This window comes from Mangrovivirga cuniculi (assembly GCF_005166025.1).
GTDB lineage: Bacteria > Bacteroidota > Bacteroidia > Cytophagales > Cyclobacteriaceae > Mangrovivirga > Mangrovivirga cuniculi.
Map to the genome: position 1 here is coordinate 4,516,884 of NZ_CP028923.1, position 11,538 is coordinate 4,528,421.

Sequence of the window (11,538 nt, forward strand, 5' to 3'; positions counted from 1 at the left end):
AACACTCTGTAAAGTGATTAAATCAATCTATTTAATTGGTAAAAATCAAAAATAGATCATCCTGACTGAGTAACAAAATTCGATTAATAAGAAACGGATATATCACTAACAGATCGATAAAAATCTTCCTTATATAAAAGTTCAATTTAACCAAAGCAGTTTGATTCTAGATTATGTTATTTATCAACACACTACACCATTTCTAATAATTTCTCTATAGTATTTTGATTTCGAGTGGTTCCGGTAATTTTAAGTTTATTTTCAAATAAATTAGTATTAAGCTTTCCTGGACTTATATGATCCGGAATCGAATAATAGACCACATCATCAAGTATTTCAAAACGTTCAGGTTCGTAGGAAAAATCCTCTATTAACGTTTTTATGCGATCTGAATCAGGAGTATCATCAAGTAGCATAAAATAGATTTTCTTAGATGACCTGCCTTCAGAAATTTTTGACGGGAGGCTTCTTAAGATACCCTCCAATTTTTCAGGCTGAATCACCAGGCAGGAAACATCATATGAATATTTATCTAAAATCAACTTCTTAATATTAGTTGCAATTCTGATACAGTCTTCCTCTTGATAGTCGAAAACCATGTTTCCACTTTGTATATAAGTCGATACATTTCGAAAACCGGAGGACTCGAGAAGCTCTCTAAATTCCTTCATCTTGATTTTGTTCTTACCTCCGACATTAACACCTCTCAAAAGGCAAATCTTTCTTTTCATATGGTTATATGTATAATAAACAAATAATAAGCAAAATCACTTTGTTTTAAAATAAGAATATTATAATTTAATATCAGTATAATACACTCTCACCTCGCTGTATTAAACAGCTTTTTAAAGGAATATAAAGATGAGATTTTTACTTTTAATATCCATTATCTTTTTAACCTCATGTGCCAAAAAGGAAGTCCGGAACGATTCTCCAGTTGAAATACCGGTGGTTGAAATTAAATCAGATAGCGTTTTTCTTGAACAGGAGTTTGTTGGCCAGGTTTATGGCAGGCAGGATATTCCAATTAGAGCAAGGGTTGCGGGATTTCTGGAGGGCATCCATTTCAAAGAAGGTTTGCCGGTAAAAAAAGGGCAATTGTTATATACCATAGATCCCCAACCCTTCAAAGAATCAGTAGTAGCAGCCGAAAGTGAATTAGCAGCAGCAAATACCAGGCTGGTTAAAGCAGAAAACGACCTGGAGAGAATCAAACCATTAGCAGAAATGAATGCTGTGAGTAAAAAAGATCTCGATGCGGCAATTGCATCAAGGGATGCAGCCGAAGCGAATCTTCAAGCTGCAAGGGCCAATGTTAACATGAAGGAGATCAATCTAGGTTATACTAATGTGAAATCACCCATAGATGGCATAATTGGTAAAACGAATGTAAAGGAGGGAGAATATATTGGCAACTCTCCGGGCTCTGTTAACCTGAATACAGTATCAAAAATTGATACTATTCATGTCGAATTTTTTCTTACTGAAAATGATTATTTAAAAATCATGGATCATATTGAAAAGAACAAGGACACCAATGCTGGTCAAAGAAGACAGGTGCCTCTCAAACTAGTTTTGGCTGATGGATCGGTATTTCCATACCGGGGTAAGGTAAATTTTATTAACAGGCAGGTAGATGCCTCAACAGGAGCAATACTCATACAGGCAGCTTTCCCCAATCCCGGAAGGATAGTCCGTCCCGGCCAATTTGCAAAAGTCAGAGCTACAGTATCATCTCTGGACGATGCTCTGTTAGTTCCCCAGCGAGCAGTATCTGAAATTCAAGGACGTTTTTCCGTATGGAAAGTAAATACTGACAACCAAATAGAACAACAACAAATTGAAATACTATCTCCTTATAACGATTACTACATTGTTAAATCCGGATTAAATAAGGGAGATAAGATTGTATTTGAGGGTATACAAAAAGTATCTAATGGAATGACTATCAACCCAAAGATTACCGATTTCAAGTCTCAGGTTAAGTAAAACTGATCAAAATATGGACAACCTCGATGAAAAGCACATTTTTTTTGTTAGAAGACCTATAGTAGCGATCGTTATCGCAATATTTTTAGTGATCATAGGGGGAGTTTCTCTTTTAGATTTACCAATCGAGCAATATCCTAACATCACACCTCCTGTAGTAAGAGTATCAACATCTTTCACCGGGGCAAATGCCATAAGCGTTGAACAATCAGTAGCTGCTCCCCTGGAGCAACAAATAAATGGTGTGGAAAACATGCTATATATGAAATCCACCAATGCTAATGATGGAACAATGAGCCTCGAAATAACATTCGATCTGGGAACAGACCCGGATATGAATACTGTTTTTACTCAAACAAGGACCTCTGCAGCAACTCCCAAACTTCCGGAAGAGGTTAAAAGACTGGGTGTAAAAACAGAAAAATCAATGCCCAACATCCTGATGCTTATCACTCTTTCCTCACCGGATGGCAGGTATGACCAGGAGTTTTTGGGCAATTACGGAATTATAAATGTTCAGGATCAACTGGCAAGAATTAAAGGTATTGGAAGGGTCCAGGTAATGGGAGCCAGTGATTATTCTATGAGAATATGGGTAAAACCGGATATCCTGGCGAAAAGAGGTATTACTATTCCTGAAATAACTAATGCGATCAGACAGCAAAATGTTATTGTTCCCGGTGGAAAATTTGGAGCAGAACCGGCTCCTCCGGGTACTGAATTTACTTATACTGTAAGGCTACCGGATAGATTGGTCACGAAAGAAGAGTTTGAAAAAGTAGTGGTCAGATCTCATCCCGATGGAAGCAAGGTATTAATTAGAGACATTGCCCGTGTCGAATTGGGAACTGAGACCTACAATGCCATTACCAGATTAAATGGAAAAGAATGTGCAATGCTTGCCTTGTATCAGGCTCCGGGTTCTAATGCCGTTGATTTGGCAGCGAGGGTAACCCAAACTATGGAAGAACTATCAGAGAATTTTCCTGAAGGAATTAAATACTCAGTATCACTGGATGCTACAGAACCGATTGTAGCAGGAATAGACGAGATCATTGAGACTTTGATCATTGCCCTACTTTTGGTAATTCTGGTTGTATTTATTTTTATCCAGGATTGGAGAGCGACCCTGATTCCGACTTTAGCAATACCTGTATCATTGGTTGCTGCATTCATGTTGTTTCCATTACTGGGATTTACGATTAACACTCTTTCCTTACTCGGATTGGTTCTTGCCATTGGTATAGTAGTAGATGATGCCATTGTAGTTGTTGAGGCTGTTCAGGTAAACATGGACAATGGCATGAATCCCAAGGAAGCTACCAGTGCAGCTATGCGTGAAGTAACAGCCCCGGTAATTGCCACAACCCTGGTAATGGTAGCAGTATTTATTCCCGTAGCCGCAATGGCGGGAATTACAGGAAGTCTTTACCAGCAGTTTGCTATAACAATTGCCGTTTCTGTCGTTTTCTCATCAATCAATGCCTTATCATTGAGTCCGGCATTATGTTCCTTATTACTAAAACCAAAAACTGAAGGCAAAGGATTTTTAAGTAAAGGATTTGATAAATTCAACAATTGGTTTGACCGAAGTACCAATTCCTACACTTCTTATGCCAGTGTAATAACCGGAAAATTCAAACGAGGAATAATTTATGTATTAATCACAGGTCTGGCTGCATGGCTAGTGGGGGCGAATATTCCCTCGGGATTTCTTCCAGAAGAAGACCAGGGTTATTTCTTTGTAAATATCCAATTACCGAATGCAGCCTCATTACAACGTTCTGACCAGGTAGCTCAAAAGGTTGAGAAAATGTTAATGCAAAATGAAAATGTTGAATACGTCACTACTGTCTCCGGATTCAGTATGCTTGCTGGTTCTTTCATTCCAAACTCGGGCTTTATTTTCGTAAAGCTTAAAAACTGGGACGACAGGGAGATTACAGTAAATACAATGCTCAGGCAATTAAATGGTCAATTTGCACAAGCAATTAAGGAAGCCCAGGTATTTGCATTTGGACCTCCGGCTATTCCCGGCTTAGGTAACGGATCAGGATTCAGCATTATGATCCAGGATAAAGAAGGGAAGGACCCCGCTTATTTGGCCAAGAATAGTTATGCCTTTATTCAGGCTGCCCAGCAAAGGCCGGAAATCGCATCTGCATTTACTACTTTTCAAGCGGGTGTACCACAGCGTTCAATGGCATTAAACACAGAAAAAATCCTCAAATCCGGAGTTAGCTTAAATGATATTTACAGCACCTTTGGAGCTTTTCTCGGTGGTGCTTACGTGAATGATTTTAATAGATTTGGCCGTTTATATAAGGCTTACGTACAGGCCGAGCCTGAATATCGTCAAAATGAAGACGGATTAAATCTCTTCTATGTGAAAAATAACCGGGGAGAAAGTGTTCCGGTTTCTACCTTTGTTGATGTTAATAAAACATCAGGGCCTGATTATACAAACAGATTCAATCTATACAGGGCTGTTGAAGTTACCGGTGCTCCGGCACAGGGATATAGTTCTATGGATGCGTTAAACGCACTTGAAGAAGTAGCTGCAGAAACTCTTCCCGAAAATATGTCTTTTGCATTTAATGCGATGAGTTACCAGGAAAAAAAATCTTCCGGTCAATTGGGCATTATTTTCAGTTTCTCGTTATTCTTTGTGTTTCTTATTCTGGCAGCTCAATACGAAAGCTGGTCAATGCCTTTTGCTATCTTGCTAGGAACTCCTTTTGCTGTTTTTGGAGCTTTATTATTTCTCTATGTTGCCAGGCTTTTTAATGAGTCTTTTCTTGTAAATATTTTTGCTCAGATCTCATTAGTAATGCTGATCGCCATGGCTGCGAAAAACGCAATTCTCATCGTCGAATTCGCAAAAATAAAATTTGACGAAGGAATGTCTCTTTTTGATGCAGCAGTTGAGTCTGCAAAATTAAGATTCAGACCAATTTTAATGACCGCTTTTTCCTTTATACTGGGTATTTTCCCTCTTCTACTAGCCAGTGGCTCCGGGGCCGAAGCAAGGAAGGTAATGGGAATGGCATTGCTTGGTGGTATGACACTAGCAACACTACTGGGAGTTTTCTTATACCCTATGCTATTCGTATTAGTCGGAAAAGTAGCTGGCTATGAAAAGAAAAGAGACCTTATTTCGAAATCAGTAAACAGAACAGATAATGAATAAATCTATTCAATACATTTTTTGTCTGTTAATAATACTTTCTTCATGTAAAGTAGGGCAAAATTATAAAGGCCTGGAGGTAGAAGTGCCTGATGAATTCAGGGCTAATGATCTGGAATTATCAAACGAAAACCTAATAGTCAATACAGATACACTCTTTGCTGACTCCCTGATAGATATTAACTGGTTTGCAATATTTAATGATCCGGTGCTCGATTCGCTAGTTTATGCTGCTTTGGATAATAATCAGGATCTGAAAATTGCCGCAGAAAATATTGCTCAGGCACAATTCAATTTAATAATTCAGCGATCAAATCTTCTACCCTATTTCGGTTATGAAGCCAATATGACCCGTGGAAATTTCTTAAATGGAAATGTTGGTAGTACCAGAAATTTCGCCTACGGTGCTGGGTTCATGAATTGGGAAATAGATTTCTGGGGAAAATACCGTCGATTAAATGAAGCAGCAAAAGCTCAGATCCTGGCTACTGAATATGGATACAGATCTATCCAGATCAGTTTGCTGGCAACCCTGGCTGATGCATATTTTCAACTTCTCGAGCTAAGGAAAAGATTGGATATCTCCGAACAAACGCTCACGCTGAGGGACAGCATGCTCTATATAATTGAAGCGCGTTTTGACAGGGGTATTATTCCAGCCATTGATCTCAACCAGGCTCAGATTCAAAGAGCCATTGCAGCGAGTTCTATACCCGTTTTTAAAAGAGAGATTATAAAAACTGAAAATCTAATTAGTGTTCTTACAGGAACAAACCCCAAATCGATCCCAACTGGCATTGACATTTATAAACATGACACATCGATCTATATTCCGGATGTCTTGCCCATCGATTTACTTACCAGAAGACCCGATGTGGTTGTAGCAGAGCAGGAAGTAATCATTCAAAATGCCCTGGTAGGGGTTGCCCAGGCTAACAGGCTGCCTGCGATAAGTTTTAATGGATCCATAGGCTATGCAATGACAGACCCTTTAAGTTTTAGCAATGGCACAATGATCTGGAGCATTAGTGGCTCAATTTTAGGTCCGTTATTTAATTGGAACAGGTTAAAAAGAATTGCTGACACTGAAAAAAGCATTAGAGAACAATCTGTTTTCAGCTATGAAAGGACTTTATTGAATGCATTTCGGGATGTTGAAGACACTTATATTGAAATATCCACACTCAAAGAAGAGTTAATTGCAAGAAGACAACATGTGGAGGCAGCAGCCAGTGCTCAAATGCTGTCGCAAAACAGGTATGACCAGGGACAAACCAGCTATCTGGAATACCTGGAATCTCAAAGACAATATTTTGAATCTCAACAAAACCTCGCCGGAACCCTGCGACAACTACTTTCTTCCTATGCAAGTCTGTATAAAGCGCTTGGCGGAGGATGGGTTATAGATGAATAAATTACCTAAATAGCATTTTCATTTAACAAAAGTCCACCTATCTCTATAGTATATTTAACCATTTAAACAGAACTTAACCCCTCAACAGACACAAAAGTCCACCCCTTCAATTTCATAAGAAGTTAGATTAAAAATTTATCACAAAGCATATTTGAAATCTAACCGAATAAAAAATATGAAATTAAAAAATAAAGTAGCAATCATAACCGGGGGTGCATCCGGAATAGGATACGCAACCGTTGAAAAGTTCATTAATGAAGGTGCGAATGTAGCGATCTGGGATGTCCAGGAAGAAAAAGGAAAAAAAGCTGCATCGCAATTCGCCGGTGGTGACATAAAGGTAAAATTTTATAAAGTTGACACAACAGATTTAAAGGCTGTTGAAGATGCAGCTGAAGCAGTAAAACAGGATTTCGGTAAAATAGATATTCTGGTCAATAATGCCGGCATCACCAAAGATGCAACTCTGGCAAAGATCACTGAGGAGCAATGGCAGAATGTAATTGATGTTAATCTGAGTGGCGTTTTTTATTGTACTAAGGCAGTTAGCAAATACATGATCGAACAAGGTTCAGGTAGAATTATTAATGCTTCGTCTGTCGTAGGACTCTATGGTAATTTCGGCCAGACTAATTACGTAGCTACTAAAGCCGGTGTGATCGGCATGACTAAAACATGGGCGAAAGAACTGGGGAGAAAGGGCATTACTGTCAATGCGGTAGCTCCAGGATTTATTGCTACGGAAATGATCGAGACAATACCACAAAAAGTCATCGATATGATCAATGGTAAAACCCCTCTCGGCAGATTTGGAAAACCAGAAGAAATAGCAAATGTATATGCTTTTCTATCCTCTGACGAAGCCTCTTTTATCAGCGGAACAACCATCAGTGTCGATGGAGCTGTAACCCTTTAAACTGAATTAACCATGAGAAATGCCATTATAGCCGGCACAGGATCTTATGTTCCTGAGCTTATTCTTACCAATAAACATTTTAATGAACAGCTGGGAGAAGATGTGGATACCTGGCTGGTGGAAAATCTAACCATCCGTGAAAGACACTGGTGCAAAGAAGATGAAAGTACAGCTGACTTATGTGAAAATGCGGCTATTGAAGCACTAAAATCAGCAGGAGTTAATGCTTCTGATCTGGATATGATCATTGTATCAACAGATACCCCTGAGTTTATTTCACCTTCAACAGCATCAGTTGTCCAGCATAGGATTGGTGCGAAAAGAGCAGGCACTTTTGACCTCAACACGGCTTGTGCAGGTTTTGTAACCGCACTAGATACAGCCTCAAAATATATCAAAGCTGATTCCCAATACAAAAATATTCTAGTTATCGGTGCTTATGCAATGAGTAAACACCTGAACAAGGAAGATAAAAAAACGGTCACTTTGTTTGCTGATGGTGCAGGTGCTGTTATTCTAAAATCCACAGAAGAAGCTGATAGAGGGTTCATGAGTGCTCACCAGTTTACCTGTGGAGAATATCACGACTGGATGGGCATCTATTCAGGAGGTGCTAAGCAACCTGTCACTACTGATGTTCTGACAGACCGAACCCATCAACTCCAATTCGTTAAAAAATTCCCTAAAGAGCTCAACCCGACCAATTGGACGGAAATGGCTCAGCGGTTAATGGAAGAGAATAATCTTAAAGCTGAAGATGTAAAAATGTTTTTCATGACTCAGATCAACATCAGTAGCATCCATCAAATGCTTGACAATCTTGGCCTGCCGCATGATAAAGCTCATTATATAATGGATCGATATGGATACACTGGTTCAGCAGCAATTCCGATGGCTCTTGACGAAGCTGTTAAAGAAGGAAAAGTAGGCAGTGGAGATATCGTATTTTTTATTGGATCAGGTGGTGGATTAGCTTTCGCAGCCGCTGCATTTAAGCTTTAATATTATGGAAATTTCATCATTAACCATCCTGTTATTGATTGGCTATGGCCTTTTTGTAGCATTCCTTATTTACAGGGGATCCGGAAAGACTCAGAACATCAATGACTACGCCCTGGGAAATCTGAGATTTTCACCGGCTTTTGTCGGGCTTTCGCTGGCTGCGTCAACCACCAGTGCTGCCACGTTTATTATAAATCCCGGATTGATTGGAAAATATGGCATCAGCGGTTTCATATCTTATGGGCTTGTACTTCCGGCTGCAGCTATAATCTCACTGATTATTCTTTCTAAAAAATTCAGAAAATTCGGTGCCAAGGTATCAGCGATTAGTCTTGCTCAATGGATTGGCAAAAGATATAAAAGCGAAAACTTTAATTTGTTCTTTGCATTCTTATCACTTCTGCTGATCACTTTTATTGTACTTATCTGTGTCGGAATTACCCAGGTATTATCCGCAGCTCTCAATACAGATCCTGTTTGGGTTCTTGCAGGAGTTGTGATCGTTGTTTTTAGTTATATGATGATCGGGGGAGCCAATGCAATGGTGTATACCAATACTTTACAGGCGTTTTCAATGCTCATAGTTGCGGTAATTCTGATTTCATCAGGTTTCGATTATTTTGGAGGGGGGATCGATGAATTTCTGGGCAGGCTTGAACATATAAATCCAATATTAGCAAAGCCTTTAAATCCGGACAGCTATTTATTCAGAGACTATTTTGAGATCATTTTCTGTCAGATCATGGTCGGTATAGCGGTGATTTGCCAGCCTCATATCCTCACAAAATCCCTGCTATTAAAAAGTGATAAAGAGGTAAATAAGTATCTGATAGCTGGAACGATTGTACAAGCTATATTCTTTCTTGTGATTGTAGTTGGATTATATGCAAGGATCACATTTCCGGATATGACTTATCAGGGCGAAGCTATTGCACCAGATTCATTGGTATCGACCTACGTGATAAGTCAGTTTCCGAAATACATTGTTCTGCTACTTATATTTGGCTTGATCTCTGCGGGTATGTCAACATTAGAAGGCCTGATCCAGGCTCTTTCTACGACTATAACTGCAGATCTGATCGGAGGCATCAAAGCTAAATCTTCGGGTAAAAAAGCTTCTCAGACAAACAGAGCATCAGAATTAATAAAGTTGTAATTGTAGCCCTGGCTGTTTTATCCTTCTTTTTTAGCTATCGACAACTCGTTGATCCTGATTTAAGTGTTGCAATTTTTGCTCAAAATGGAGTTTACGCTTATTTTTCAGCAGCGTTTGTTCCAGTGATATTCGGCATGTTTTTCAAAAACGTCCCAAAGATTGCACCTGTTGCAGCAGCAATTACAGCGGTAGTTGTGCACTTCTCGATTTATTATCTCGAACTTACGCCATATATGGATGCCCCGGTTAAAAACCCGGCAATTCCATCTGCGATAGCAATTTTATCATCTGTCATAACAGGTGGACTATTTTTCATCATTTACAGAAAAAAGGAACATGACAACAGACTGGTTTCAAAAATGGAGCGGGTATCAGCCTGAAAAAACAGCTGTAAAGTTAGCAGATGAAAGTATTTCTTATACCTATAGAGAAATTAATAATTCATCATGTGAACTATCCAGACATTTCGTTGTCGATCTAAATATCAGAAAAGGAGATCGAGTCTTAATTTTATCCAGCTTTAATCCGGAATACATCACTCTTTTTAGTGCAGCTCAAAAGACTGGGATCATCCTGGTGCCAGTCAACTACAGACTTTCAGCAGCAGAAATAACTTTTCTAATTAAAAACTCAGAACCTTCTCTGATCATTTATGAAGATCAGTTTTCTGAACTTTTAGATGATCAAGTTAAAGATTCTCAAAAAAGATTAATGAGCTGGGAAGAGTTGAGGTCCTTTGTCAATAATAACAAAGACAGAGAAAGTGATTTTAACAATATACCAGTAGAAAAAGATCACCCATGCCTGATTTTATATACATCAGGGACAACCGGCTTTCCAAAAGGAGCCATTTACACTCACGGCATGATGCTTTGGAATAGCCTTAATACGGCAATTCGATTAAAGCTTACCGGTGAAGACATTACTTTGATGGTCATGCCACCTTTTCATACAGGTGGCTGGAATGTTCTCACCACCCCTATACTGCATTTTGGTGGTACAGTAATTCTTATGCCTAAATTTGATGCTGGCCAATCTTTGGAATTACTGGAAAAAGAAAAAATATCTATTTTCATGGCTGTTCCGACTATGGTCAGAATGATGATGGAAGAGAATGAGTTTACCTCTACTGATTTTTCTTCAATGAGGTACATGATAGTTGGAGGTGAAGCATTACCTGTAAACACTATTGAAAAGTGGGCTGAATGTGGTGTCCCAATACGTCAGGGGTATGGATTAACAGAAGCAGGGCCAAACATCACCTCACTGGAAGCTGAAGATGCTATCAGAAAAAGAGGAAGCATCGGGTTTCCCAATTTCTATGTCAATACCAGACTGGTTAAGGAAGATGGAACCGATGCAGGCCCTGAAGAAAGTGGTGAATTATGGATCAGCGGCCCTGTAGTTACTCCTGGCTACTGGAAAAATAAAGAAGCAACAAGAAAAGCTTTCTCTGAGTATTGGTTTAAAACCGGAGACATCTTAAAAAAGGATAGTGAAGGATTCATGTATGTCGTTGACAGAATTAAAAACATGTTTATTTCCGGGGGTGAAAATGTATATCCTGCAGAAGTAGAAAGAAGAATTCTTGAACATGAACGGGTAAGTGAGGCAGCAGTAATCGGTGTGGCTGATGAAAAATGGGGAGAAGTAGGGAAGGCTTATATAGTAGTCAGGGAAAACAGCAGCTTATCTGCACATGAACTTGAAGAATTTTGCAAAGCAGGTCTGGCAAAATTTAAGGTCCCTAAACACTTTGTCTTCCTTCATGAATTGCCAAAAAATGACACTGGAAAAATAGACAGGAAACAATTATCTCATAACGAATAATTATTATTTGATCTTTCTATTATTTTCAGGATTGTGTTATTTTG

The 11,538-nt window shown here is 39.0% G+C and carries 9 protein-coding genes; 8 read left to right on the forward strand and 1 reads right to left on the reverse strand.

Going from position 1 to position 11,538, the window contains the following annotated elements; genetic code table 11:
• Nucleotides 1–191 precede the first annotated feature (191 nt).
• Complete coding sequence (locus DCC35_RS19880; RefSeq protein WP_137092459.1) at nucleotides 192–731, reverse strand: DUF1697 domain-containing protein; 540 nt, start codon at nucleotides 729–731, stop codon at nucleotides 192–194.
• A gap of 130 nt (nucleotides 732–861) precedes the next feature.
• Between DCC35_RS19880 and DCC35_RS19885 the strand changes: the two genes are divergently transcribed.
• The 8 genes from DCC35_RS19885 (at nucleotide 862) to DCC35_RS19915 (ending at nucleotide 11,494) form a co-directional block, all read left to right on the forward strand.
• Nucleotides 862–1,989, forward strand: coding sequence for an efflux RND transporter periplasmic adaptor subunit (locus DCC35_RS19885; protein ID WP_137092460.1), 1,128 nt, complete (start codon nucleotides 862–864; stop codon nucleotides 1,987–1,989).
• 13 nt (nucleotides 1,990–2,002) lie between these two features.
• The gene (locus DCC35_RS19890) at nucleotides 2,003–5,179 is read left to right on the forward strand and encodes an efflux RND transporter permease subunit (RefSeq protein WP_137092461.1); all 3,177 of its coding nucleotides are present in this window, start codon (nucleotides 2,003–2,005) and stop codon (nucleotides 5,177–5,179) included.
• Entirely contained in the window at nucleotides 5,172–6,590 is a 1,419-nt protein-coding gene (locus tag DCC35_RS19895; protein ID WP_137092462.1) for an efflux transporter outer membrane subunit, read from the forward strand. The genes DCC35_RS19890 and DCC35_RS19895 overlap by 8 nt, the downstream gene beginning before the upstream one ends.
• A gap of 175 nt (nucleotides 6,591–6,765) precedes the next feature.
• Nucleotides 6,766–7,506 (forward strand): 3-oxoacyl-ACP reductase FabG, encoded by a 741-nt coding sequence (fabG, locus tag DCC35_RS19900; protein WP_137092463.1) that lies wholly within the window; start codon nucleotides 6,766–6,768, stop codon nucleotides 7,504–7,506.
• Between the two features lie 12 nt (nucleotides 7,507–7,518).
• Nucleotides 7,519–8,508 carry a 3-oxoacyl-ACP synthase III family protein gene (locus DCC35_RS19905; protein ID WP_137092464.1) on the forward strand — a complete coding sequence of 330 codons (990 nt, stop codon included), beginning with the start codon at nucleotides 7,519–7,521 and terminating at the stop codon, nucleotides 8,506–8,508.
• Between the two features lie 4 nt (nucleotides 8,509–8,512).
• A complete protein-coding gene (locus tag DCC35_RS19910) occupies nucleotides 8,513–9,664 on the forward strand; it encodes a sodium:solute symporter family transporter (protein ID WP_246070094.1) in 1,152 nt (383 codons plus the stop codon).
• A 134-nt stretch (nucleotides 9,665–9,798) separates the two neighbouring features.
• The gene (locus DCC35_RS21415) at nucleotides 9,799–10,044 is read left to right on the forward strand and encodes a hypothetical protein (protein WP_246070096.1); all 246 of its coding nucleotides are present in this window, start codon (nucleotides 9,799–9,801) and stop codon (nucleotides 10,042–10,044) included.
• Complete coding sequence (locus tag DCC35_RS19915; protein ID WP_137092465.1) at nucleotides 10,001–11,494, forward strand: acyl-CoA synthetase; 1,494 nt, start codon at nucleotides 10,001–10,003, stop codon at nucleotides 11,492–11,494. The genes DCC35_RS21415 and DCC35_RS19915 overlap by 44 nt, the downstream gene beginning before the upstream one ends.
• Nucleotides 11,495–11,538: the final 44 nt, after the last annotated feature.

Bases quoted from the DNA above. Each gene is read 5' to 3' on its own strand.
- DCC35_RS19880 (WP_137092459.1), bottom strand. From the start codon at position 731: ATGAAAAGAAAGATTTGCCTTTTGAGAGGTGTTAATGTCGGAGGTAAG.
- DCC35_RS19885 (WP_137092460.1), top strand. From the start codon at position 862: ATGAGATTTTTACTTTTAATATCCATTATCTTTTTAACCTCATGTGCC.
- DCC35_RS19890 (WP_137092461.1), top strand. From the start codon at position 2,003: ATGGACAACCTCGATGAAAAGCACATTTTTTTTGTTAGAAGACCTATA.
- DCC35_RS19895 (WP_137092462.1), top strand. From the start codon at position 5,172: ATGAATAAATCTATTCAATACATTTTTTGTCTGTTAATAATACTTTCT.
- fabG (WP_137092463.1), top strand. From the start codon at position 6,766: ATGAAATTAAAAAATAAAGTAGCAATCATAACCGGGGGTGCATCCGGA.
- DCC35_RS19905 (WP_137092464.1), top strand. From the start codon at position 7,519: ATGAGAAATGCCATTATAGCCGGCACAGGATCTTATGTTCCTGAGCTT.
- DCC35_RS19910 (WP_246070094.1), top strand. From the start codon at position 8,513: ATGGAAATTTCATCATTAACCATCCTGTTATTGATTGGCTATGGCCTT.
- DCC35_RS21415 (WP_246070096.1), top strand. From the start codon at position 9,799: ATGTTTTTCAAAAACGTCCCAAAGATTGCACCTGTTGCAGCAGCAATT.
- DCC35_RS19915 (WP_137092465.1), top strand. From the start codon at position 10,001: ATGACAACAGACTGGTTTCAAAAATGGAGCGGGTATCAGCCTGAAAAA.